Source organism: Magnetospirillum sp. ME-1 (assembly GCF_002105535.1).
Lineage (GTDB): Bacteria > Pseudomonadota > Alphaproteobacteria > Rhodospirillales > Magnetospirillaceae > Phaeospirillum.
The window spans coordinates 4241070-4264938 of the sequence record NZ_CP015848.1; the positions used below are offsets into that span (position 1 = coordinate 4241070).

26 protein-coding genes are annotated in these 23869 nt (G+C 67.3%); 11 read left to right on the forward strand and 15 right to left on the reverse strand.

What is annotated here, in order from left to right; genetic code table 11:
- The first annotated feature begins 3 nt into the window (after positions 1-3).
- The 5 genes from trpC (at position 4) to WV31_RS19885 (ending at position 3547) form a co-directional block, all read left to right on the forward strand.
- A complete protein-coding gene (gene trpC / locus WV31_RS19865) occupies positions 4-816 on the forward strand; it encodes an indole-3-glycerol phosphate synthase TrpC (protein ID WP_085375158.1) in 813 nt (270 codons plus the stop codon).
- Positions 816-1301, forward strand: coding sequence for a cyclic pyranopterin monophosphate synthase MoaC (gene moaC / locus WV31_RS19870; RefSeq protein WP_085375159.1), 486 nt, complete (start codon positions 816-818; stop codon positions 1299-1301). The genes trpC and moaC overlap by 1 nt, the downstream gene beginning before the upstream one ends.
- On the forward strand, positions 1298-2500 hold the full coding sequence (locus tag WV31_RS19875) for a molybdopterin molybdotransferase MoeA (RefSeq protein ID WP_085375160.1): 1203 nt from the start codon (positions 1298-1300) through the stop codon (positions 2498-2500). Before moaC ends, WV31_RS19875 begins: the two co-directional genes overlap by 4 nt.
- Positions 2501-2633: 133 nt before the next feature.
- Positions 2634-3341 carry a transcriptional repressor LexA gene (gene lexA, locus WV31_RS19880; RefSeq protein WP_085375161.1) on the forward strand — a complete coding sequence of 236 codons (708 nt, stop codon included), beginning with the start codon at positions 2634-2636 and terminating at the stop codon, positions 3339-3341.
- Positions 3342-3343: 2 nt separating this feature from the next.
- Complete coding sequence (locus WV31_RS19885; RefSeq protein WP_068434049.1) at positions 3344-3547, forward strand: hypothetical protein; 204 nt, start codon at positions 3344-3346, stop codon at positions 3545-3547.
- 184 nt (positions 3548-3731) lie between these two features.
- On the opposite strand, the gene WV31_RS19890 is transcribed toward WV31_RS19885, so the two are convergent.
- The 7 genes from WV31_RS19890 to WV31_RS19920 form a co-directional block, all read right to left on the reverse strand.
- A complete protein-coding gene (locus WV31_RS19890) occupies positions 3732-4487 on the reverse strand; it encodes a hypothetical protein (RefSeq protein WP_085375162.1) in 756 nt (251 codons plus the stop codon).
- Between the two features lie 132 nt (positions 4488-4619).
- Positions 4620-6206, reverse strand: a complete 1587-nt coding sequence (locus tag WV31_RS19895) for a benzoate-CoA ligase family protein (protein ID WP_085375163.1) — start codon at positions 6204-6206, stop codon at positions 4620-4622.
- Positions 6207-6253: 47 nt separating this feature from the next.
- Positions 6254-6964, reverse strand: coding sequence for an ABC transporter ATP-binding protein (locus WV31_RS19900; protein WP_085375164.1), 711 nt, complete (start codon positions 6962-6964; stop codon positions 6254-6256).
- Positions 6964-7728 (reverse strand): ABC transporter ATP-binding protein, encoded by a 765-nt coding sequence (locus WV31_RS19905; protein ID WP_085375165.1) that lies wholly within the window; start codon positions 7726-7728, stop codon positions 6964-6966. The genes WV31_RS19900 and WV31_RS19905 overlap by 1 nt, the downstream gene beginning before the upstream one ends.
- Positions 7725-8711 (reverse strand): branched-chain amino acid ABC transporter permease, encoded by a 987-nt coding sequence (locus WV31_RS19910; RefSeq protein ID WP_085375166.1) that lies wholly within the window; start codon positions 8709-8711, stop codon positions 7725-7727. The genes WV31_RS19905 and WV31_RS19910 overlap by 4 nt, the downstream gene beginning before the upstream one ends.
- On the reverse strand, positions 8708-9568 hold the full coding sequence (locus tag WV31_RS19915) for a branched-chain amino acid ABC transporter permease (RefSeq protein ID WP_085375167.1): 861 nt from the start codon (positions 9566-9568) through the stop codon (positions 8708-8710). Before WV31_RS19915 ends, WV31_RS19910 begins: the two co-directional genes overlap by 4 nt.
- Before the next feature lie 127 nt (positions 9569-9695).
- A complete protein-coding gene (locus tag WV31_RS19920; protein ID WP_206072562.1) occupies positions 9696-10892 on the reverse strand; it encodes an ABC transporter substrate-binding protein in 1197 nt (398 codons plus the stop codon).
- Between the two features lie 264 nt (positions 10893-11156).
- Here WV31_RS19920 and WV31_RS19925 point away from each other — a divergent pair, with 264 nt between their 5' ends.
- Positions 11157-11846, forward strand: a complete 690-nt coding sequence (locus tag WV31_RS19925) for a fumarylacetoacetate hydrolase family protein (protein WP_085375699.1) — start codon at positions 11157-11159, stop codon at positions 11844-11846.
- Positions 11847-11849: 3 nt separating this feature from the next.
- Here WV31_RS19925 and WV31_RS19930 read toward each other — a convergent pair whose 3' ends face one another.
- Complete coding sequence (locus WV31_RS19930; protein ID WP_237051392.1) at positions 11850-13523, reverse strand: sensor histidine kinase; 1674 nt, start codon at positions 13521-13523, stop codon at positions 11850-11852.
- A gap of 281 nt (positions 13524-13804) precedes the next feature.
- On the opposite strand from WV31_RS19930, the gene WV31_RS19935 reads away from it, so the two are divergent.
- Positions 13805-15283 (forward strand): hypothetical protein, encoded by a 1479-nt coding sequence (locus tag WV31_RS19935; protein WP_085375169.1) that lies wholly within the window; start codon positions 13805-13807, stop codon positions 15281-15283.
- Positions 15284-15290: 7 nt separating this feature from the next.
- Here WV31_RS19935 and WV31_RS19940 read toward each other — a convergent pair whose 3' ends face one another.
- The 5 genes from WV31_RS19940 to WV31_RS19960 are packed head-to-tail and all read right to left on the reverse strand — an operon-like array spanning position 15291 to position 18727.
- The gene (locus WV31_RS19940; RefSeq protein ID WP_085375170.1) at positions 15291-15695 is read right to left on the reverse strand and encodes an iron-sulfur cluster assembly scaffold protein; all 405 of its coding nucleotides are present in this window, start codon (positions 15693-15695) and stop codon (positions 15291-15293) included.
- Positions 15692-16894 (reverse strand): aminotransferase class V-fold PLP-dependent enzyme, encoded by a 1203-nt coding sequence (locus WV31_RS19945; protein WP_085375171.1) that lies wholly within the window; start codon positions 16892-16894, stop codon positions 15692-15694. The genes WV31_RS19940 and WV31_RS19945 overlap by 4 nt, the downstream gene beginning before the upstream one ends.
- Positions 16891-17469: a nucleotidyltransferase family protein gene (locus WV31_RS19950; RefSeq protein ID WP_237051393.1), complete on the reverse strand. Its 579-nt coding sequence runs from the start codon at positions 17467-17469 to the stop codon at positions 16891-16893. The genes WV31_RS19945 and WV31_RS19950 overlap by 4 nt, the downstream gene beginning before the upstream one ends.
- A complete protein-coding gene (locus tag WV31_RS19955) occupies positions 17466-18251 on the reverse strand; it encodes an FAD binding domain-containing protein (RefSeq protein WP_085375173.1) in 786 nt (261 codons plus the stop codon). Before WV31_RS19955 ends, WV31_RS19950 begins: the two co-directional genes overlap by 4 nt.
- Entirely contained in the window at positions 18251-18727 is a 477-nt protein-coding gene (locus WV31_RS19960; RefSeq protein WP_085375174.1) for a (2Fe-2S)-binding protein, read from the reverse strand. The genes WV31_RS19955 and WV31_RS19960 overlap by 1 nt, the downstream gene beginning before the upstream one ends.
- Positions 18728-18796: 69 nt before the next feature.
- Here WV31_RS19960 and WV31_RS19965 point away from each other — a divergent pair, with 69 nt between their 5' ends.
- Positions 18797-19366, forward strand: a complete 570-nt coding sequence (locus WV31_RS19965) for a Panacea domain-containing protein (protein WP_085375175.1) — start codon at positions 18797-18799, stop codon at positions 19364-19366.
- Complete coding sequence (locus WV31_RS19970; protein WP_085375176.1) at positions 19366-20199, forward strand: glycoside hydrolase family 25 protein; 834 nt, start codon at positions 19366-19368, stop codon at positions 20197-20199. The genes WV31_RS19965 and WV31_RS19970 overlap by 1 nt, the downstream gene beginning before the upstream one ends.
- On the opposite strand, the gene WV31_RS19975 is transcribed toward WV31_RS19970, so the two are convergent.
- Positions 20157-20615, reverse strand: coding sequence for a MaoC family dehydratase (locus tag WV31_RS19975; RefSeq protein ID WP_085375177.1), 459 nt, complete (start codon positions 20613-20615; stop codon positions 20157-20159). The two genes, WV31_RS19970 and WV31_RS19975, sit on opposite strands and share 43 nt — an antisense overlap.
- Before the next feature lie 122 nt (positions 20616-20737).
- Between WV31_RS19975 and WV31_RS19980 the strand changes: the two genes are divergently transcribed.
- Positions 20738-21337: a TetR/AcrR family transcriptional regulator gene (locus WV31_RS19980; protein ID WP_085375178.1), complete on the forward strand. Its 600-nt coding sequence runs from the start codon at positions 20738-20740 to the stop codon at positions 21335-21337.
- Positions 21334-22449, forward strand: coding sequence for an NADH:flavin oxidoreductase/NADH oxidase (locus WV31_RS19985; RefSeq protein WP_085375179.1), 1116 nt, complete (start codon positions 21334-21336; stop codon positions 22447-22449). The genes WV31_RS19980 and WV31_RS19985 overlap by 4 nt, the downstream gene beginning before the upstream one ends.
- 62 nt (positions 22450-22511) lie before the next feature.
- On the opposite strand, the gene WV31_RS19990 is transcribed toward WV31_RS19985, so the two are convergent.
- Positions 22512-23759, reverse strand: a complete 1248-nt coding sequence (locus tag WV31_RS19990) for a dicarboxylate/amino acid:cation symporter (protein WP_085375180.1) — start codon at positions 23757-23759, stop codon at positions 22512-22514.
- Between the last annotated feature and the right edge of the window lie 110 nt (positions 23760-23869).

Here is a 23869-nt window from a genome sequence, read left to right on the forward strand (position 1 = left end):
ATCATGAACGCCACCCCGACCATCCTCGACCGCATCTGCGACGAAAAGCGCCGCCAGGTCGCCGAGCAGAAAAGCCGCCGCCCCATTCAGGAACTGCTGAAGCGCGCCCAGGACCAGGCGCCGCCGCGCGGTTTCGCCGCCTCGCTGGACCGTAAGGTCAAGGAGATGGGCTGGGGCATCATTTCCGAGATCAAGAAGGCCTCGCCCTCGGCCGGGGTGATCCGCCCCGACTTCAAGCCGGAACTGCTGGCCAGGGCCTATCAGCGCGGCGGCGCCGCCTGTCTTTCGGTGCTGACCGACCAGAAGTTCTTCCAGGGATCCGACGCCGATTTGGGCGCGGCACGCTCGGCCTGCGAGATTCCGGTGCTGCGCAAGGACTTCATGGTCGATCCCTACCAGATCGTCGAGGCCCGCGCCCTGGGCGCCGATTGCATCTTGCTGATCGTCGCCTCGCTGACCGATGCCGAGCTTTCCCAGATGGAGGACATCGCTCTCGGCTACGGCATGGACGTGCTGATCGAGGTTCACAACGAGGCGGAGCTGGAGCGCGCGCTGAAGCTGAAATCGCCGCTGATCGGCATCAACAACCGCGACCTCAAGATCATGAAGACCGACCTCGCCACCACCGAGCGTCTGGTCCCCCTGATCCCCGAAGGCAAGATCGTCGTCTCGGAAAGCGGGCTGGACGGTCCGGGCGACCTCAAGCGCATGGCCGCCGTGGGCGTCAAGCGCTTCCTGATCGGCGAGGCCCTGATGCGCCGCCCCGACGTGGAGCAGGCCCTGAAAGTGCTGCTGGCCGGCGCGGGTACTGCCTGATGACCGGGGACGGGCTCACCCACTTCGATTCCGACGGCAACGCCGTCATGGTCGACGTGTCGGCCAAGTGGCAAACCGCCCGCAAGGCGGTGGCCCGCGGCCGGGTGGTGATGAAGCCCGAGACCCTGGCCCTGATCGCGGCGCGCGGCATGAAGAAGGGCGACGTGCTCTCCGTCGCCCAGCTGGCCGGCATCATGGGGGCCAAGCGCACCCCCGACCTGATCCCCCTGTGCCATCCCCTGGCCCTGTCCTCGGTGGCGGTCGAGCTCAGCCTTGATCCGGAAGGCCCGGCCGTCCATATCGAAGCCACCTGCAAGCTGACCGGCCAGACCGGAGTCGAGATGGAGGCGCTGACCGCCGTCTCGGTGGCGGCGCTCACCGTCTACGACATGTGCAAGGCGGTGGACAAGTCCATGCGCATCGACAACATCCGTCTGATCCACAAATCGGGCGGCAAGTCCGGCATCTACGAGGCCAAGGAATGATCTCCGTCGAGGTGGCGCGCGAAAACCTGCTGGCCGGCATCAGGCCGGTGGGCACCGAGGTGGTCTCCCTGGCCCAGGCCACCGGGCGCATCCTGGCCGAGGATCTGGCGGCGCGCGTCTCGCATCCGCCGGTGGCGGTGTCGGCCATGGACGGCTATGCCGTCCGCGCCGCCGACATCGCCCAGGTCCCCCGGACCCTCGACGTCATCGGCCTGTCGGCCGCCGGTTCCGCCTTCGCCGGAACGGTGGGCGCCGGGCAGTGCATCCGCATCTTCACCGGCGCGCCGCTGCCCCAGGGCGCCGACGCGGTGATCATGCAGGAGAACACCCGCAAGGACGCAAACCGGGTGGAGATTCTCACCTCCGCCCCCGCCGGCCGCCACATCCGCCCGGCCGGGCTGGATTTCAAGACCGGCGACGTGCTGATCCCGGCCGGGACCATCATGGGCGGGCGCACCATCGGCCTGGCGGCGGCCATGAACGTTCCCAACCTGCTGGTGCGCAGGAAGCCGCGCATCGCCATCCTGTCCACCGGCGACGAGATCGTCCTGCCCGGGGACCAGCCGAGACCGGCCCAGATCGTCGGCTCCAACGGCCCCGGCCTCGCCGCCATGGTCACTGCGCTGGGGGCCGATTCCATCCATCTCGGCATCGCCAGGGATACCCGCGAATCGCTGGATTCCATGATCAGGGCGGCGGCCGGCGCCGACATGCTGGTCACCACCGGCGGCGCCTCGGTGGGCGATTACGATCTGGTGCAGGACGCGCTCAAGGACGCCGGCATGAATCTCGGCTTCTACAAGGTGGCCATGCGGCCGGGCAAGCCGCTGATGTTCGGCGACATGAAGGGCGTTCCCGTGCTCGGCCTGCCCGGCAATCCGGTGTCGGCCATGGTCTGCGCCATCATCTTCCTGGAGCCCGCCATCCGGGCACTCACCGGGCGCTCCACCGTCACCCAGGCCATCAACGCCATCCTGGGCCGCGACCTTCCCCCCAACGACGAGCGCATGGAGTTCATGCGCGCCAGCCTGGAACGCACCGATAACGGCCTGGTGGTGGCCCTGCCCTTCGAGCAGCAGGACAGCGCCGTGATGTCGGGACTGGCGCGGGCCACCTGCCTCTTGGTGCGCCCTCCCCATGCCCCCACCGCCCAGGTGGGCGACATGGTCCAGGTCATCCCCCTGCCCCCCACCCTGTAGGGGACGAGACGGAAACAAAACGGAATCATCCGTACAGATTCCCCTTGACCGGCCACAGGAACGCGAATAGAACAAAACCAGATGGTTTGTTCTTTGTTCCCTGAACAGACTCATATTGGGGGAGGTTTTCGCGATGCTGACGCGCAAGCAATACGAATTGTTGATGTTCATCGACGAACGGCTTCGCGCCACCGGCATTTCCCCCTCGTTCGACGAGATGAAGGACGCCCTGGACCTGAAGTCCAAGTCGGGCATCCACCGCCTGATCACCGGGCTGGAGGAACGGGGTTTCATCCGCCGCCTCGCCCACCGGGCCCGCGCCCTGGAAGTGGTCCGCCTGCCGGAGAACCGGGCCGACACCGCCCTGCCGCCGCAAACCAAGGCCTTCGCCCCCAACGTCATCAAGGGCGGCTTCGCCGGGCAGCAGCTGGCCGGCGCGCCGGTGGCCGGGCCGTCCGATTCCGTCAACCTGCCTCTTTACGGCAAGATCGCCGCCGGCACGCCCATCGAGGCGCTGCGCGACCATTCCAACAGCATCGACATCCCCGCCTCCATGCTGGGCAGCGGCAATCACTACGCGCTGACCGTGGACGGCGATTCCATGATCGAGGCCGGCATCAACGACGGCGACACCGTGGTGATCCGCTCGTGCGACAGCGCCGAGACCGGAACCATCGTCGTCGCCCTGGTGGACGACACCGAGGTGACCTTGAAACGCCTGCGCCGTAAGGGCAATTCCGTGGCGCTGGAACCCGCCAACCAGGCCTACGAGACCCGCATCCTTCCCCCCGACCGGGTGAAGGTCCAGGGCCGTCTGGTCGGCCTGCTCCGGAGGTACTGACAATGGGAAGCTTCCGCCCGCTCCGCTTCGGCTTCACCGCCGACGGCCACCCCGCCGACGAGACCTGCGCCGAGATGCGCGTCACCTATCTGGGCCGCGTCTCGCGCCGCCAGGCCGAGGCCGACGCCCGGCGCCGTTTCGAGGAATGGTCGCGGCTGGGCACCCTGTCGCGCCTGCGCGGCGCCGATCAGGTGGTGCTGGGATAACGCAGGGCTCTGCCCTGCACCCGCCAGGGACCTGGGTCCCTGGACCCTATTGTCGGGAATCCAAGGGGATCAAAGGGCCGAGGCCCTTTGCGGGCGTGGGCAGAGCCCACAAAGTTTCAACCTCCCCCCATCAAAGCAAAGCCCCCCGGACCGCATGATCCGGGGGGCTTCGTTCTGGCGGGGATTACTTACCGATCAGGCCCTTGATGGCGCCGCCGGCATCGCCGGGCACCAGGGCCTTGGCCTTGTCGCCCACGCCGCCCAGCAGGTTGCCGAAGCTGGTGGCCGATTTCAGGGCGCCGCTGACCAGGGAATCCATCACCTTCTGCGCCACCTGGGCCGAGGAAGCGCCGCCGCCGTCCTTGCCGATATTGGTCAGCACGATGTCGGTCAGCTTGGCGGTACCCTCGGCGCCGGGAATGCCACCCGCCGCCAGCTTGACCTGACCGCCGGTGATGGCGAGGCGTTCGATGACCAGCTTCTTCTCCTCGTCCTTTCCGGCGGGCTTGGCCGGCTCTGCCTTGGCGCCCGCGCCCTGCTTGGCGGAGAACGCCTTCACGTTCTTCTGGATGGCGTCGATATTGCTGCCGCCCGCCGCCATCTCATAGGCCACGAAGGGCGAGGCCACGGTGATGTCCTTGACCACGATGGGGTTCTTGTTGAGCGAGCCGGTATCGAGCGCCAGCGCGATCTCGCCCAGCCTGATGGCCGGGTCCGACGAGAAGCCGGGCGGATTGGCCACGCTGAGGCCCGAAATGGAGCCCTTGCCCTCGGAGAGCGAAATCTTGACCGTGCCCACCGACACCTTCACGCCGGTCACCTGGGAGCCCACGTCCTCGATCACCTTCTTGACGATGGTGTCCAGCGACGACAGCAGGAACACCGCCGCCCCGATGACGACCGTCACCAGGACACCGGCCCCGATCAGAATTTTACGCATGGATTGCCCCCGACCTGTGATTGAACAGCGGTCAGTGTGGGCCTGGGCGAAGGGATTGTCGAGGGAGCGCGTTGCCTAATTCGAAGGGATGCGCGAAGGGACAAGTCCCTTCGCACACCTCTCCTTTCCGTCCTACATCTGCGCCAGCGTGCCGCGCAGCTTGAAGCGCTGGATCTTGCCGGTGGCGGTCTTGGGCAGCGCCTCGACGAATTCGATCCAGCGGGGGTACTTGTAGGGCGCCAGCTTGGATTTGACATAGGCCTGGAGCTCCTCCTTGAGGACCTCCGAGCCGGTCTCGCCGGGGGCTAGCACCACGAAGGCCTTGGGCTTGACCAGGCCTTCCGGGTCGGCCTCGCCCACCACGGCGGCTTCCAGCACGCGTTCGTGGGAGATGAGGGCGGCTTCCACCTCGAAGGGCGACACCCAGATGCCGCCGACCTTCAGCATGTCGTCGCCGCGCCCGGCGTAGCGGTAATAGCCGTCGTCGTCGACATAGTACTTGTCGCCGGTATGGGTCCACTCGCCGCGGAAGGTCTTCAGCGACTTCTCGCGCTGGTTCCAGTAGGCGGTGGCCGAGCTGGGGCCGCGCACGATCAGCTCGCCCATTTCGCCCTGGGGCACCTCGTGCCCGTCGTCGCCGACGATCTTGAGGTCATAGCCCGGCACCGGCTTGCCCGAGGTGCCGTAGCGGACCTCGCCATGACGGTTGGACAGGAAGATGTGGAGCATCTCGGTGGAGCCCAGGCCGTCCAGGATGGCGGCGCCGAAGCGCTCCTCCCAGCGGCGGCCCACATCCTCGGGCAGGGCCTCTCCGGCCGAGACGCAGGCGCGCAGCCGGGGCGAGCCGGTCTCGCGCCTGTACTGCGGGTCGGCCAGGATGGTGCCGTAGAGGGTCGGCACGCCGTAGAAGATGGTCGGCTGGTGGTCCTTGAGGATGCCCATCACCGCTTCCGGGGTGGGACGGTCCTTGAGCAGCACCGAGGTGGCGCCCACGTGCAGCGAGAAGGTCATGCCGTTGCCCAGGCCATAGGCGAAGAACAGCTTGGCCGCCGAATAGGTGACGTCGGCCTCGGTGATGCCCAGCACCTGCTGGCCGTAATGCACGGCGGTGGCCGGCAGGTCGCGCTGCAGGTGGACGGCGCCCTTGGGCGCGCCGGTGGAGCCCGAGGAATAGAGCCAGAAGGCCACGTCGTCGCGGGTGGTCTCGGCGGTCTTCAGCTTGGGCTCGGCCTTGGCCAGCAGGTCGGAGAGCAGCTTGTGGCCGTGGGCGTTCCTGCCCGAGATCACCACGTGTTCCAGCAGGGGCAAATCGGGCAGGATGGGCTCGACCTTGTCGAACAGCTCCTCGCTGATCACCAGCACGCGGGCGCGCGAGTCGGACAGCATGTAGCCGTAATCGCCGGTGGTCAGCAGGGTGTTGAGGGGAATGGGCACGATGCCGGCCTTGATGGCGCCCCAGAACACCGCCGGGAAATCGACGGTGTCGAGCATGATCATGGCGATGCGGTTCTCCATGTGGAGCCCCAGGTCCTTCAGCGCATTGCCCGCCCGGTTGACCTTTTCCGCCAGCTGGCCGTAGGTGTGGCTGCCGTCGACGTCGATGAAGGCCACCTTGTCGGCCCGGCCTTCCCGAAGGTGGCGGTCGATGAACCAGGTGGCGGCGTTGTAGTCGCGCGGGATGTCGAGCGCATGCTCGGACGAGGCGATGGGGGACGTCATGGGATGTTCTCCTTCCTCCTTAAGCGGGTTGGCGACTGCTTTGCCGGTCAGAGCCCGATATGTCGTTCGAGTATGCTCGAATCGCTTTTCAGTTCGTGCGGCCCACCGTCATAGACCACCTCGCCCTTGACGAGGATGACGTGACGGTCGGCGAGGTCCAGCAGGACCCCCACGTTCTTGTCCACCACGATGGTGGCGATGCCCGTGTCCTTGACGGCGCGCACCACCCGCCAGATCTCGCGGCGGATCAGCGGAGCCAGGCCCTCGGTGGCCTCGTCCAGGATCAAGAGGTCGGGATTGGTCATCAGGGCGCGCCCGATGGACAGCATCTGCTGCTCGCCGCCCGACAGGTGCGTCCCCATGTTGTCCAGACGCTCGGCCAGGCGGGGAAAGGTCTCCAGTACCCGGTCGTAGGTCCAGTCGGCCCGGCCGCCCAGACCCTTGCGCGCCGCCATCAGCAGATGCTCGCGCACCGAGAGGTTATGGAACATGCCGCGCCCCTCGGGGACATAGGCGATGCCGTGGCGGATCACGGCCGAGGTCTCCATGCCGGTAACGTCGCGCCCCCCAACCGTCACCTTGCCCCGGCGGGGAGCGACGACACCCAGCAGGCTTTTCAGCAAGGTGGACTTACCCATGCCGTTGCGGCCCATCAGCGCCACCGTCTCGCCCCGGCCGACGCGGAAATCCACGCCGTGGAGAATATGGCTGGCGCCGTAATAGGTGTGCAGGCCGGTGGCCTCGAGGAACAGCTCCATCAATACGCCTCCGCCCCGTCGCCGAGATAGGCGTCCTGCACCGCCTTGCTGGCGCGGATCTGCTCGAGCGGCCCGCTTTCCAGAAGCGTGCCGTTGACCATCACCGACAGCACCCTGGCGATGGCGAAGACCGCATCCATGTCGTGTTCGATCAGGATCAGGGTGTAGGTGCGGGCCAGATCCTGCAGCAGACGGACCATGCCCTCGGATTCCTCCTTGCCCATGCCGGCCAGCGGCTCGTCGAGGACCAGGACCTGGGGCGCGGTGGCCAGCACCATGGCGATCTCCAGCTGGCGCTGTTCGCCATAGGACATGGTGCCGGCGATACGCCCGGCGCGGGAGGCCAGTCCGGCCCGCTCCAGCGCATTGGAGGCTTTTTCCGAAATATCGCGGTACGAGGCCGCGGGCCGCAAAAAGCGCATGGAGGTGGGCAGATGGGACTGCGCCGCCAGACGGCAATTCTCGAAGCAGGTGAAGGTGGGGAAGATGTTGGTCTTCTGGTACGAGCGCCCGATGCCCAGCCGCGCCACCTTGTGGGCCGGCAGCCGGGTGATGTCCGAGCCCCGGAACATCACATGCCCGCCCGAGGCCGGCAGATGGCCGGTCAGCAGGTTGACGAAGGTGCTCTTGCCCGCGCCGTTGGGGCCGATGATGGCGTGGGCCTCGCGCTCCTTGAAGCCGATGGAGACCGAGTTGACGGCAATCAGGCCGCCGAATGCCTTGGTCAGCTCGCGGGTTTCGAACAGGAAGGGAGAGACGCTCAAGATCGGTCTCCCTTCTTCTCACACCATTGCAGCAGCAATCCTGCCACGCCCTTGGGCAGGGCCAGCACGATGGCGATCACCAGGGCGCCCATGGGCAGCAGCCAGTGCTCGGTCATGGCTTCCAGGCCGAAATGGGCCAGTTCCAGGATGAAGGCGCCCAGGATGGGGCCGAACAGGGTGCCCATGCCGCCCAGGATGACCATCACCAGCACGTGTCCCGACTGGTGCCAGCCCAGCATGGCGGGATTGACGAAGCCGTACTGGGTGGCGGCCAGAAAGCCGGCCAGCCCGGCCAGGGCGCCGGCGATGGCGAAGGCCACCAGCTTGTAGAGCATGGGATCGAAGCCCAGGCCGCGCACCCGGCCCTCGTTGACGCCGATGGCGGCCAGCACCCGGCCGAAGGGCGAGGCCAGAATCACCCTCAGCAGCAGGTAGACGGCCACCAGACAGCCCAGCACCACGAAGAAGAAGGAGGCCTTGCTCTCCAGGTTGACCAGGGTGATTCCAAAGGCCTCGACCACCGGCTTGACGTAGATGTAGGCCCCGTCCGAACCGCCGGCCAGCTTGGAATCGTTGAAGAAGTAGTAGCCCATCTGGCCGAAGGCCAGGGTCACCATGATGAAGTAGATGCCCGCCGTGCGGATGGCGAGGAAGCCGATGACCAGCGCCGCCAGCGCCACCGCCCCCATGGTGGCGGGCAGCACCACCCACAGATTGGCGGCCTCGTATTGCGGGCTCATCAGGGCCAGCATGTAGCCGCCCAGGCCGAAGAAGGCGGCATGGCCCAGGCTGACCAGCCCGGCGACGCCCACCAGCAGGTCCAGGCTCATGGCCAGGATGGCCAGGATCATGATGCCGGTCAGCTTCTGCAGCAGGAAATTGTATTTGGGCCCAAAGGCCAGCGGCCCCCAGGCGGGAAACAGCGCCAGCGCCGCCAGCAGCACCAGCAGGATCAGGGTGAGACGCTTGGGGGGATTGATCATGAGAACAATCCCCTGGGCTTCCACAGCAGCACCGCCGCCATGACGCCATAGACGGTGAAGCTGGCGAAATCGGGAACGAAAACCTTGCCGAAGGTGTCGGCCAGACCGATCAGCATGGCGCCGAGAAAGGCGCCCTTGATGGAGCCGACGCCGCCGATCACCACCACCACGAAGCACAGGATCAGCACCGAATCGCCCATGCCCGGCGCCACCGAGGTGATGGGCGTCGAGATGGCCCCGGCCAGCCCGGCCAGGGCGGCGCCGATGGCGAACACCACGCCGAACAGCAGCTTCACGTTGATGCCCAGCGCCGCCACCATGTCGCGGTTGGAGGCCCCGGCCCGTACCCACATGCCGAAGCGCGTGCGGGTGATGACCAGATACATGCCCACCGCCAGCACGGCGCATACGGCGGACAGCATCAGGCGGTAGACGGGATAGGACAGGGTATCGGTGAGCTTGATGGACCAGTTGAGCGCGGCGGGAACCGCCACGCCATGGACGTCGGCGCCCCAGGTCATGCGGGTCGCCTCGTTGAAGATGAGGATCAGGCCATAGGTCAGCAGCACCTGGTCCAGATGGTCACGGCGGTAGAGCGTCCTGACCAGCAAGGCCTCGATCCCATAGCCGATGGCGCCGGCCAGCGGCAGCGACAGCAGCACGGCCGCAGTCAGGCTGCCGGTTACCCCGGCCAGCCAATAGGCCAGATAGGCGCCCAGCATGTAGAAGGCGCCGTGGGCCAGGTTGATGATGCCCATGATCCCGAAGATCAGGGTCAGGCCGCTGGCCACCAGGAACAGCAAGAGCCCGTACTGGACGCCGTTCAGCGCCTGAATCAGGAAAAACCAGAAATCCATCGTGGCTCCAGACCGCACACGTCAAAAGGCGGGGATGCCGCGCCGCCCGCTCTCCACGAAGTCCCCGCCCGCCAGGAGCGAACGGGGCCTCCACCTTCATGGAAAACCGGCGGCGCGCCCCGACGGATCAGCCCATCTTGCAACCGGTGGCGGGATCGGCCAGCGCCTTCTCGGCCACGCCGAGAACCACTTCCTGGCCGCCCTTGACCTGGCGCAGGTAGATGTCCTGGACCGGATTGTGGGCCTTGGACAGGGTGAAGCTGCCGCGCGGGCTGTTGATCACCGCCTTTTCCATGGCGGCGATCAGGTCGGCCTTGGCCCCCGTATCGCCCTTGACGGCGCCCATGCCCTGGAACAGCAGCTGGCCGGCGTCATAGCCCTGCACCGCGTAGACGTCGGCGTCCTTGGAGAACGCCTTGCGGTAGGCACCGCGGAAGGCCTTGTTCTCGGAGGTGTCCAACGCGTCGGCATAGTGCAGCGTGGTCAGCAGCCCCTCGGCCGCCGCGCCCTGCTCCTTCAGCACGCCGTCGGTGAGGAAGCCCGGCCCCATCAGGGGAATGGACTTCAACCCCGCCGCCGCATAGTCCTTGACGAACTTCAGCGCGCCGGAGCCGGCGAAGAACACGAAGACGCCGTCGGGCTTCAGCGCCGCGATCTCGGTCAGGTTGGCCTGGAACTCCTCCTGCGGGAAGGGCACCAGGATCTGCTTGGCGATCTTGCCGCCGGCCTTGGTGAAGCCCTGCTCGAAGCCGGCCACCGCCTCCTCGCCCGCCGCATACTTCCACGACATGGTGACCACGTTCTTCATGCCCCGCTCCATGGCGACCTTGGCCATGGGATAGGCGGTCTGCCAGTTGGTGAACGAGGTGCGGAAGATGTTGGGCGCGCACAAGGGGCCGGTGGCCGCGCCGGCGCCGGCATTGGCGATGACCGTGATGGTGCCGGTTTCCCGCACCACCTTGACCATGCCCATGGCCACGCCCGAATGGACCGGGCCGACCACGAAGTCGACGTTCTCGCCGGTCACCAGCTTGTTGGTGTTCTCGGGGCCCTTGGCGGGATTGGATTCGTCGTCCACGGCGATGAACTGGATGTCGCGCCCGCCCAGCTTGCCGCCGCGCTCTTCCAGCGCCAGCTTGAAGCCGTTGGTGATGGCCTCGCCCAGCCCGGCATAGGTGCCGGAATAGGGCAGCAAAAAGCCGACCTTGACCTTGGCGGTGTTGCCGATGGCGAACCGGGTCGGCACGAAGCCGCCGGCGCCCACGGCCGCGACGGCGCCCGCCTGCAATACCGCGCGACGGGAAATACCCTTCACATCTTCCATGACAGTCCTCCCAGACTTCCAGGCCTGTGGCCCGTTCCGTTGTCTCGTTACGAGGGTCCGGCAGTCCCCGGCCGGAACCTCCACCACCGCCCCGTCCCTTCCACTGGACCGGGCGGCCATCGCATCGGATACGGATCCACTTAAATCGGCATCCTAATGCGCATTTACTTGGAATGCAATCACGCCCCCGGAGCGGAGTTGATCTTGTCTTTCGACCGGTTCACCATTCGCCTGACATCAGGTCAGACCAAGGAGCCCGCTGCCGTGACCGCCCACCTTTTCGAGCTTGCCCTTCCTGCCGTCGCCGTCAAGGGGGAAGCGGCCCTTTATCCGGTGCGGCGCGTATTTTGCGTCGGGCGCAACTATGCCGGCCATGCCCGCGAGATGGGTTCGGACCCCAACCGCGAGCCGCCGTTCTATTTCACCAAGCCGGCCGACGCGCTGGTTCCCGGCGGCGGGGCCATTCCCTACCCGCCCGGCACCGCCAACCTTCACCACGAGGTGGAACTGGTGGTGGCGCTGTCGCGGCCCGTCTACAAATGCACGCCCGATGAAGCCCGCTCCGCGGTGTTCGGCCATGCGGTCGGCCTGGACATGACCCGGCGGGACCTGCAATTCGCCGCCCGCGACAAGGGCCGTCCGTGGTGCCTGGGCAAGGCGTTCGAGTTCTCGGCGCCCATCTCGGCCCTGGTGCGCGCCGACACCCCCAAGCTGGCGGGCCGCATCACGCTTGAGGTCAACGGCCAGATCCGCCAGAGCGGCGATATCAATGAAATGATCTGGTCGGTGCCCGAGGTCATCGCCCATCTGTCCCAATACTACCATCTGGGGCCGGGGGACCTGATCTTCACCGGCACGCCGGAAGGGGTCGGCCCGGTGGTGGCCGGCGACCTTCTGCGCGGACGCATCGATGGAATCGGAGAGTTGGAGGTGACCATCACGGCGGAGAGCTGACGCTCAGGCCTCCGCCGACGGCCGCATGGTGAAGTTGAAGGTGGTGCCCTTCTTGGGTTCGGACTCGACCCAGATGGTGCCGCCGAAGCGATGGACGATGCGCCGGCACAGCGCCAGGCCGATGCCGGTTCCGCCGGGAAACCGCGTCGGCTCCAGCCGCTGGAAGATGATGAAGATCTTCTCGAAATAGGCGGGCTCGATGCCGATGCCGTTGTCGCGGACCGAGATGCGCCACAGGCCCTTGGGCTCTTGGCTGGCGGTGATCTCGATCTGCGGCGGGGCGTCGGGCTGGCGATAGGTGAGCGCGTTTTCCAGCAGGTTCTGGAACAGGCTTTCCGCCTGCCGCGCCTCGGCCAGCACCACCGGCAGCGTGTCCATCTTGATGACGGCACCCGATTCCTGCAGATCCGGACCGAGATTGGTCAAGACCGACTTCACCACCTGATTGAGATCCACCGGCATCAGTTCGGGCGGCGAGCGCGACACCCGGGCATAGTCGAGCAGATCGGGAATCATCGACGACATATGCTTGGCGCCGCCGACGATATAGCCGATGAACTCGTCGGCATCCTTGTCCAGCCGCCCCTCGTAGCGCCGCGCCAGCAGTTGCGCATAGCTGGCGATGTTGCGCAAAGGCGTCTGCAGATCGTGGGACGCCACATAGGCGAACTGTTCCAGATCGGCGTTGGAACGGGCCAGTTCCTCGGTGCGGCGCTCCAGCGCCCGCCAGGTGCGCAGCATGCCGATGCCGCCCAGCGAGGTGACGATGATGAAGGCCCCGGCCAGGACGATGACCTTGACGCCTTCCTTGCGCCATTCGCCCAGATAATCCTCGGTCGCCATGCCGACCAGGGTGATCAGCGGGTAATTGGCGATGGGCTGGTACGAGAAGGTGCGCCGGATGTTGTCGGCGCCCGCCACCGCCTCGTAGGTTCCGCCCTTGGGATTGGCGGTGATCCGGTCGCGGAACGTCTGCGACACCGTCGTCTGCCCCACATAGCCGGCATGGGGGAAGCGGGCCAGCAGGTCGAAATTGCGCGAAGCGTCGCCGCGCATCACCACGGTGCCCTGGGGGCCGACTTCCAGATCGTTGAACTTCTGCTCGAACCAGGCGATGGTCACCGGCGCCAGGACGATACCGCCGAAACTGCCGTCGGCCTGGGTCAGCCGGCGGGCGAAGATCAGCACCCATTTGTTGCTGACCCGCCCCAGGATCGGCGGCGAGATGGCCAGACCGGCATCGGGATTATCGCGATGCACGGTGAAGTACTGGCGGTCCGATGTGTTGACGGCGGTCTGCAGCCCGTCCGTACCGACGATGATTTCGCCGGTGATGTCCGCCAGGCGCAGGCTGTCGGTCATCTTCAGGCGCTCCTGAACACGCCCGAGGAAGGCCCTCATCTCCGGTCCGCGGATCGAGCCGCCGGCGGCCTGAATCCGTGCCGCTTCATCGCCGACGGCGCGCAGGGCCAGATCGATCTGATCGATATCGCCGGCGATGCTTTGCGCCACCAGCCGGTTTGTATTTCGAGTGGTGACCGCCGCCCGGTCCTGGTACTGGCGATAGCTGGCATCCAGCGACATCCACGCAAGACCCAGCACGGATGCATTGACGAACAATAGCAAAGCGACCAATCGCCAGCGCGACGCCTTGAATTTATTGAAGTCCGCCTTCACCCCACCACCCTCCGTCCCTCTCCCCAGAGAGACAACAGCGTACGGAGATTACCTTACTCCATGCCAAAGGCGCTTGCCCAGATGTTCTAATGCCTATTGGGCGATAATTCTTTCCTTGACGCCGCTTATGAACCCCATGCGCGCCGCCTCCCCCTCGCTCTTATAAGTAATCACCCGATCCTATCCTGACTCGATTGCAAAAATCATTTGATGCCATGGTACCCCGGCGATAATGATGGCGTGGACGGGGGAACAGGAAACGGGCAGCGGGCTAAATTTCGATGGCAATACCGACCAAAGACGATCTGGAAGCGGCACCGGAGGCTCTGCTTGAAGGCGCCTACTGCAGCAAGGTCGAGGACTTCTTCTCGCCCGGATCGCGCGATCTCATCGGGCGTTTCCTGACCAATTTCACCGAATCCCTGGTCATCACCCCGACCGAGCTGGTGTTTTCGGCCAAGTACCAGAAGCGCCTGAACGATGCCGGCCGCACCATGATGAACGCGGTGGACAAGATCGCCACCCTCCAGGCCAAGCTGAAGGGCGAAAGCGCGGCGCAGCGGCTTCGCGACCTCAATACCCTCATCAGCGCCGGCATGAAGAAGGTCTGGGACGACGACAAGGACAAGCCGCCGCCCGCCATCACCCCCGAAGGTTTCTCCGGCTATTGCGCCGGCCTGAAGGGCACCCCCGTCGAGAAGGATTACGCGGTCAACCGCGCCCTGACCGAGCTTCTGTTCTCGCACAAGGTGTGGAAGGACAAGGTCACGGTTCTGGTGAAGATCCTGGAACTCACCAAGGGCAAGGACGAAAGCCGCTACGTCGAACAGATCCTGTCCGAATGCCTGAAGAGCGACCCGGCCCTGGACCAGATGCTGGGCCTGTGCGAAACGCTGGAAGAGCGTTGCAACGACCTTGCCGACCTGTGGAAGGGCGAGTGGAAGCAGCGCGATACGGCGCATGCGGCCATGACCACCATCGCCCAGATGATCGCCGACGGCTCGGCGCCCAATTGCAAGGCGGCGGTGGAATACTCCTTGCTGCGCACCCTGGCCAACAAGATGCCGCTGCGCTCGGCCGAGCCGGAAATCGAGATTTCCGCCCTGTTCGACCTGTTCAAGCGCATGTGGACCGGCAGCACCCTGATCGGCGGCGCCAAGGCGCTGACCTCGCTGGAACGGCGCCAGGCCCGCCACCTCAACAAGGAAGGCGTCACCGACCTGCTGCGCGAGCGCAAGGTGCTGGCCGACCGCTACGCCTTCCTGATGCAGCTGACCACCGTGGCGGTGGGCCAGGGCAACCGCGCCACGCTGAAAACCTTCATCGACCATTATTTCGGCGACAAGGATTTCGTGCCGCGCGTGGTGGCCGGACAGGAGCCTCCGGTCCCCAAGCTTCAGACCCTTGCCGGCATCCATCGCGCCCTCAAGGCGTCATGGCTGCCCGATGGCGACAAGCAGGCCTTCATGACCCAGGTCGAGGCGGCGCAGATCCAACTGCTGAAGAACGCGCGGCTGTTCGAGCAGATCGACAAGAAGGGGGGCGGTCCGGCCCAGAAGGTGCTGACCCTCCTGGACCTCTGCCGCAAGGGAACCTTCATCGACGGCACCAACATGGATGCCGTGCGCCAGTTGCTGAACACCTATCTTCGCGACGCCGGCTTCCTCACCGATTACCTGGGTACCGCCAGCGGCGAGGAGAAGGAACGCAAGATGATGCTGCTGAGCAAGACCCTGGCCAGCATCGGCATCACCATCTGACCGAAGGTCAGGCTCCCCCGACCGCCTTGGCCAGAGCCCGGAACGGCAGCAGGACGCAGTTGTGCCGGCTCTTGTGCGGACGCACCGGCAGAAAGGCCGCCAGGGCGGGAAAAGCGGGGTCGGCCCCCTGCTTCAGCATTCCCGCCACCTGATCGGCCAGTTCTGCGGCGCCTTCCGCGTCCAGGCCCACCGCCTGCTCCGCCGCCAGGGTCGAGGCGGCCCGGCACAGCACGCAGCCCTTGACCCGGTGGCCGAAGGCCACGACCCGGCCGCCTTCCATCCGGATGTCGATGCCGACCCGGTCGCCGCACAGGGGATTGTCCTGGGTGGCGCTGGCGTCAGGGTGATCCAGCGTGGCCGGCTCCCTGGCGGCCAGTTCCTTGATGGCGGCGCCGTAAAGCTCGTCGCTCATCGCAGCACCGCCACCGCCTCGGACAAGGCGCTCAACAGGGCGTCGACGTCCGCCCGGTCGGAATAAGGGGCCAGCGAGGCACGCAGCGTCCCCTCCTCCAGCCCCAGCGCGCTCATCAGCGGCCGGGCGCAATGGGCGCCGCCGCGCACCGCCACGCCGCGCTCGGCCAGCAGGTGGGCGAGATCGTGGGGATGGCAGCCCGCCACCGTGAACGACACCACCGGCACCCGGGCCTCCAGGCCCAGCGGCCCGACGATGCGCACGCCGTCCATGCCGCGCAGCCCGTCAAGCAGATGCCAGGTCAGCGCCGCTTCCTGCTGGTGCACCGCCTGCCAGTCCAGCCCGCCCATCCAGTCCAGCGCGGCGGCCAGCCCGACCGCCTGGGCCACCGGCGGCGTGCCCGCCTCGAAGCGGTGGGGCGGGTCGGCCAGGGTGAAGCCGTCATCCTCCACCGCGCCCACCATGCCGCCGCCGACCACCAGGGGAGCCATGCCGGCCAGGATCTCGGCGCGGCCCCACAGCACCCCGATGCCGGTGGGACCATAGGCCTTGTGCCCGGCGAAGGCGTAGAGATCGGCGCCGAGCGCGCGGGGATCGACCGGGCCGTGCGGCACCATCTGGGCGCCGTCCACCAGCAGAACAGCCCCCACCGCGTGGGCCGCCTCGGCCAGACGGGGAAGGTCGCTGACCGCGCCGGTGACGTTGGAGGCGTGGGTCGCCACCACCACCTTGCAGCGGGGCGTCACCACCGCCCCCAGTCCGTCCAGGTCCAGCCGCCCCTCGGGCGTCACCCCCAGCCAGCGGAGCGCGAATCCCCGCTCCTTGGCCAGCGCCATCCAGGGCAGGCAGGCGGAATGATGCTCGAGCCGGCTGACCACCACCTCGTCGCCAGGCCCGAGGGCGCACCCCAGCCCCCAGGCCGCCATGTTCAGCGCCAGGGTGCAGCCGCCGGTGAACACCACCTCCTCGGGCGGAGCGCTGAGGAAACGCCCCACCGAGTCCCGCGCCCCGTCATAGGCTTCGTCGGCGCGGCGCGCCATCTCGTGCAGGCCGCGGCGCACGTTGGAGCGCGCGGTGCGGTTCAGGTGGGCGATGGTCTCCGAGACCATGCCCGGAATCTGCGCCATGGCGGCGCTGTCCAGATAATGAAATCCCGGCCGCCCCAAAGCGGGGAACGCCTCGCGAATGGACTTGATCATTCCTCTCCTCCCAAGGCCCGCAGCGCATCGGGCGTATCCACGTCGATCAGGACGCCGTCATCTTCCATGGCGATCTCGGCCACCGCCTGGGCATGCCGGGCGATCAGCCCCCTGGCGCCCTTGTCTCCGGTCAATTCCCCCATGGCGGCGAAGAAGCGCCGCGCCAGCAGCACCGGATTGCCCCGCCGCCCCTCGAACACCGGCACGCAGATACCTTCGGGACGGAAGGCGGCGGACAGGGCCCGCACATGGGCCCCCGTCACCCTCGGCATGTCGGCCAGCAGCACCATGACGCCGTCGGCATCCCGGGGCAGCGCGGCGATTCCTTCGGCCAGCGAGGAGCCCATGCCCCGCGACGGATCGACGTTGACCACCCGCACCACGCCCGGCGGCAGGTCGGGCTGCGGCTCGGGTCCGGTGACCACCAGCACCGGCGCCAGGCCGCCGTCCAGGGCCGCCGTGACGGCGCGCTCCAGCATGCTGCGCCCTTCGACCCGCAGCAGGCGCTTGTCGCGTCCCATGCGGCTGGCCCTTCCCGCCGCCAGCACCAGCCCGGCCAGGGCCGGCGATCTCACGAACCACATCCGTGGTTGAGGGCGCGCCGCGCCAGGACGGGGATCAGCGCCGCCCGGTACTCGGCGCTGGCGTGCAGGTCGCGGTTGAGCTCGCCGGGCGGGACGCTCACCCCCTCCAGGGCGGCGGCGGAGAAATCCCCGGCCAGGGCCATCTCGAATTCCTCGAGGCGGAAGGGGCAGGACGCCGCCCCGGTCACCGCCACCCGGATTCCCGTGTCGGTCTCGGCGACGAACACGCCCACCACCGGATAGCCCGAGGCGGGATTGCGCACCTTGGCGTAGCCGGCGCGGCGCGGCAGGGGATAGCGGACCGCGACGATCAGCTCGCCCGGCTCCAGCACCGTCTCGAACATGCCGAGGAAGAAATCGTCGGCATTGATGACCCGGCGGTCGGTCACGATCTCGGCCCCCAGGCCCAGCACGCCCGCCGCGTGGTCGCCGGCCGGGTCGGCATTGGCCAGCGCGCCGCCCAATGTGCCCATGTTGCGCACCTGCAGATCGCCGATGGAACCGGCCAGTTCGGCCAGGGCGGGAATGGCGGACAGCGCCGCCATCCCGGCATGGGGTGTCGCCGCCCCCACCACCAGCCGCCCGTCCTCGATCCGCGTGCCGCTCAGTTCCCCAAGGCGGGCGATGTCGATCAGGGCCGAGGGCTGGGCCAGGCGCAGCTTCAGCGCCGCCAGCAGGCTTTGCCCCCCGGCGAGATAGCGCCGCTCGTCGCCGTCATGGGCCGACACCGCCTCGGCGACGCTTTGGGGGCGGATGTAGTCGAAGGCAAACATCAGCCCTTCTCCCGCAATGTCTGGGCGATGGCCTCGACGATGGGGCGATAGCCGGTGCAGCGGCACAGATTGCCGTCCAGGCCATGGCGGATGGCGGCCTCGTCGGGGCTGTCCAGATGGGCGACGAGGTCGAGGCCGCTCATCACCATGCCCGGCGTGCAGAAGCCGCATTGCAGCGCGTGGCGGTCGCGGAAGGCGGCCTGCAGCGGATGCAGGCTTTCGCCCCCATTCTCCCCCTTGGCCGCCACGCCCTCGATGGTCAGCACGCTGCGTCCGTCGGCCTGGGCGGCCAGCACCAGACAGGATTTGACGGCACGGCCGTCCAGATGGACGGTACAGGCGCCGCACTGGCCGGTATCGCAGCCCACATGGGTGCCGGTCAGCCCGAAGGTCTCGCGCAGCAGGGCGACCAGCAGGGTGCGGGGCTCGACCTCGGCCTCCACCATTTCGCCGTTCAGGGTGAACGCCACGCGCATGGCCCGGCTCCTTTGATTTGCGCTCCCGACGACGCTATCATCGGCATCGCTTCAAGGAAACCGGTCCCGATGCCCATAGCCGTTAAATCCTGTCTCGACGTGGTGTTCTGGATCTCGGACCAGGCGCTGAACGATCGCGAATACATCCAGCCGCAAAAGCTGCACCGCCTGCTCTACCTGTCGCAGGCCTATTTCGCCGTGGCCTATCACGGCCGCAAGCTGATGCCCGCCACCTTCGTCACCGACGCCTTCGGCCCCATCGAGCCCACGGTGTTCCACGCCTTCGCCTTCGGGCGGCCGACCATGATCGAGGGCAACATGCTGTCCGAGCAGGTCAGCCATTTCCTCGACGGCATCTGGCGGCGCTACGGCCCCTACACCGCCGACCAGCTGACCAAGAAGATCGTCGAGCACGCCCCCGTCGCCCTGGCCATGGCCAAGGGCATCAACGAGGAAATCCCCTTCGCCGACATGGTGAAGTACTATTCCGAGGAAGCCGCCGCCCGCAACAAGCCGGCCTCTTCCGTGGATTCCATCGATCAGGTGCTGAAGCCCCGCATGATGCGCTCGCAGACCGGCAAGCCGGTCACCGTCGCCGCCTGGAAGCCCAAGGCCATCACCCCCAAGAAGGACGAGTGATGCGCCGCCGCGATGTTCTGGCCGGCGGTCTGGCCCTGGGGCTGGCCGCCTGCGCCTCGGAGCCGTCACGCCTCGCCCGGCCGCCGCGGCCCAAGGCCACCCCCGGCGTGGTGGACGAGCCCGCTTTGGTGGGGCTCAACGCGGTGATCGACCTGCACCACGCCAACCCGGTCAAAAGCTTCGCCGCCGCCCGCGAGTCCAGCGGCGTGCTGGCGGTGATCCACAAGGCCAGCGAAGGCGACTGGCAGGACCCCCGCTACGAGGAGCGCCGGGCCGAGGCCCTGGCCGCCGGCCTGCTGTGGGGGGCCTATCATTTCGGCACGCGCCAGCATCCGGGGCGCATCCAGGCCCGCATGTTCCTGGCCGCCGCCCGCCCCGACCCCGCCACGCTGCTGGTGCTCGACCTGGAGGCCAATGTCCGGGCGCCCGGCAATTCCATGCGCCTGGACGCCGCCGAGGATTTCGTGCGCGAAATCGCCGACACCACCGGCCGGCTGCCCCTGCTCTACGCCCATCCCGCCTGGGCCGACGGCGAAGTCATGTCGGGCCAGAGCCTGGGCGGAGCCATCCAGCCGGGATCGATTCTGGCCGCCTGCGATCTGTGGCTGGCCGATTACCGCTACGAGCCGGAATTGCCCCATGCCTGGGCCCCCAAGGGCTGGCGCCTGTGGCAATACGCCGGCGACGACGCCGTCAACGGCGGACCGTTCCGCGACCGCAGCCGTTCGGTCCGTGGCGTGGAGCGCTGCGACCGCTCGGTGTTCGCCGGCGGCCGCGACGATCTGGCCGCCTATTGGACCGGGCTGCCCGTCCGGGCCGGCACCACCAGCTGAGTCTCCAGGGTCTGCACCGCAAGACCTTCGGCGTCCAGGGTCTCGACCCGCAGGCGGGCCAGTCCCAGGCCGGGCTTCGAGCGCATCTCGCGGGTCTCCACCACCTCGATGCGCAAGGTCAGCACGTCGCCGGGCCGCACCGGCCGGTGCCATTTCAGGTAGTCCAGTCCGCTGCCGATGATGCCCAGCGGCAAGTCCAGCTCGCTGGTCACCATCAGGCGCATGGTGGCCGCCGCCGTATGCCAGCCCGACGCCGCCAGCCCGGCGAAGAAGGACGCCTTGGCCGTCTCCTCGTCCAGGTGGAAATGCTGTGGGTCCCAGGCGGCGGCGAAGCCCTTGATGTCGGCCGCCGTCACCTCGTAGGACGGCGACGAGAATACCCGGCCGGGGGTGAGGTCCTCGAGATAATGGGTCATGCTGCGGCTCCCTCCGCCACGGTTTCGGGCCGGAAAATGAGGTAGACAGGTCTGTATCATTTGACTTGTACAGACAGGTCTGTATCATGTCAACCGAGGACAACAGGAAGCCCCGCCGACCGATGACCGATCCCGCCGACAAGCGTTCCGCCCGCGACCGCATCCTTGCCGCCGCCAACGATCTGTTCTACCGCGAAGGCATCCGCGCCATCGGCATCGACACGGTGATCGAGCGGGCCGGCGTCGCCAAGATGAGCCTGTACCGCGCCTTCCCCTCCAAGGACGATCTGGTCGCCGCCTTCCTGGACATGCGCGACCGCATGTACTGGGACTGGTGGGACACGGTGGTCGCCCGCTATCCCGACGACCCGCTCCGGCAATTGCGCGGTCTGTTCGAGGCGGTGGGACGGCGAACCTCGGACCCGCAGTACCGGGGATGCCCCTTCGTCAACACCTCGGTGGAATTCCCCGATCCCAACCATCCGGCCCGCGCGGTGCTGGCCCGCCATTTCGCCGAGCTGCGCCGCCGCCTGACCCTGCTGGCCGAGGCCATCGGCCTGGCCGAGCCCGCCCCCCTGGTGGACCAGCTGATGGTCCTGCTGGAGGGCGCCTATTCCATCTGCGCCACCATGGGCGCCGCCGCTCCGTCCGCATCGGTGGCCCGCGCCGCCGACATCCTGATTCAAGCCCACCTCTCCCCCAACCTGTCGAGGCCCGCATGACCCAGCCCCGCCTGTTCCAGCCGCTTTCGCTTCGCGGCCTGAACGTCCCCAACCGTATCGCCGTCGCCCCCATGTGCCAGTACTCGGCGGTGGACGGCGTGCCCCAGGACTGGCACCTGATGCATTACGGCGCCCTGGCGGCGTCAGGCCCCGGCATGGTGGTGATCGAGGCCACCGGCGTGACCCCGGAAGGCCGCATCTCGCCCAAATGCCTGGGTCTTTACGACGATGCCACCGAGGCCGGATTCACCCGGCTGGTCGCCGCCCTGAAAGGCTTCGGCGGCGGCGGCGCCATCGGCGTGCAGCTGGCCCATGCCGGCCGCAAGGGCGGCTCCGCCCCGCCGTGGGAGGGCGGCAAGTTCTCGCCCCATGGCTGGCCGACCGTTTCCGCCTCGGCCATTGCCTTCGACGAAGGCTGGCCGGCACCCCGGGCTGCCACGCGCGACGACCTCGCCCGCTTGAAGCAGGCCTTCGTGGATGCCGCCCGCCGCGCGCTGAAGATCGGCTTCGACTTCATCGAGGTTCATTCCGCCCACGGCTATCTGCTGCACCAGTTCCTGTCGCCGCTGTCCAACCAGCGCGACGACGAATACGGCGGCAGTCTGGAGAACCGCATGCGCTTCCCGCTGGAGGTCATCCGGGCGGTACGCGAGGTCTGGCCCGCCGACAAGGCCCTGGGCTTGCGCATCAGCGCCACCGATTGGGTGGAGGGCGGCTGGGACGCCGATCAGGCGGTCCTCTACGCCAAGGAATTCAAGGCGGCCGGCATCGACTTCGTCTGCGTCTCGTCGGGCGGGCTGGTGTCCTATGCCAAGATCCCCCTGGGCCCCGGCTACCAGATCGAGCTGGCGGCGCGCATCCGCCACGAGGCGGGAATTCCAACCCGCGCCGTCGGGCTGATCGCGTCCGCGCAGCAGGCCGAGACGGCCCTGGCCGAGGGCGCCGCCGACCTGATCGCCATCGGGCGCGGCTTCCTCGACAATCCCCGCTGGGTCTGGCACGCCGCCCAGGCCCTGGGCGCCCAGATCAGCTATCCGCCGCAATACCTGGCCGCCTCGACCCGGGCGTGGCCGGGAATCGCCCTGGCGCGGCCCGCATTGGCGGCGGAATAGACAAAGGGCCCGTCCAGCATCGGCTGAACGGGCCCAGTCTGGTCCTGGGGTGGGGGGACGGCCTAGCCCAGAACCTCCTTCATCTTGTCGTGGTCCAGTTCCTTCTCCCACTTGGAGACCACCACCGCCGCCACGCCGTTGCCGACGAAATTGGTGAGCGCGCGGGCTTCCGACATGAAGCGGTCGATGCCGAGGATCAGGGCCAGGCCGGCCACCGGAACGCTGGGCACCACCGCCAGGGTGGCGGCGAGCGTGATGAAGCCGGCCCCGGTGACGCCCGAGGCGCCCTTCGACGTCAGCATGGCCACGCCGAGCAGGGTGATCTGCTGGGTGAAGGAGAGCTCGATGTCCAGCGCCTGGGCGACGAACAGGGCGGCCATGGTCAGGTAGATGTTGGTGCCGTCCAGGTTGAAGGAATAGCCCGAGGGAACCACCAGGCCGACCACCGACTTGGAGCAGCCCATGGCTTCGAGCTTGTTCATCAGCGGCACCAGGGCCGATTCCGAGGACGAGGTGCCCAGAACGGTCAGCAGCTCTTCCTTGATGTAGGCGATGAACTTGAAGATGTTGAAGCCGACCAGCAGGGCGATGGCGCCCAGCACGATGGCCACGAACAGGAAGCAGGTCAGGTAGAAGCTGCCCATCAGCGCGGCCAGGGGCTTCAGCGCGGCCACGCCGTACTTGCCGATGGTGAAGGCCATGGCGCCGCCGGCGCCCAGGGGGGCGACCTTCATGATGGTGTTCATCATGGCGAAGAAGATGTGCGAGCATTCCTCGATGAACATGTGCACGCCCTGGCCGGCCCGGCCCATATGGGTCATGGCGTAGCCGAACAGGATGGCCACCAGCAGCACCTGCAGCAGATCGCCCGAACCGGTGAAGGCGTCCACCAGGGTCTTGGGGATGATGTGCAGGATGAAGTCGATGGTGCTCTGCTCGGTGGCGGCCTTGGCGTACTTGGCCACCGCCTTGGCGTCCAGCTGGGCGGGGTCGGCGTGGAAGCCGTCGCCCGGCCGCAGCACGGTCATGACCACCAGGCCGATGACCAGGGCGAAGGTGGACACCACCTCGAAATAGATCAGCGCCTTGCCGCCCACGCGGCCGACCTTCTTCATGTCGCCGGCCCCCGCGATGCCCAGCACCACGGTGCAGAAGATCACCGGGCTGATCAGCATCTTCACCAGGGAGATGAAGCCGTCGCCCAGCGGCTTCAGGCTGACGCCCACATCGGGATAGAAGTAGCCGAGAGTGCCGCCGGCGAAAATGGCGAGCAGAACCCAGAAATACAGATGACCGGTCAGGCGCTTCATCGGCGTGTTCCTCGATGGGATGCGGATATTTCGCGCTTCCTACCCGTTCGGGCGTGTGCGTGTCGATTGCGGTTATCCGTATTGCGGAAATCCGATGGTGCCTGCGGAAG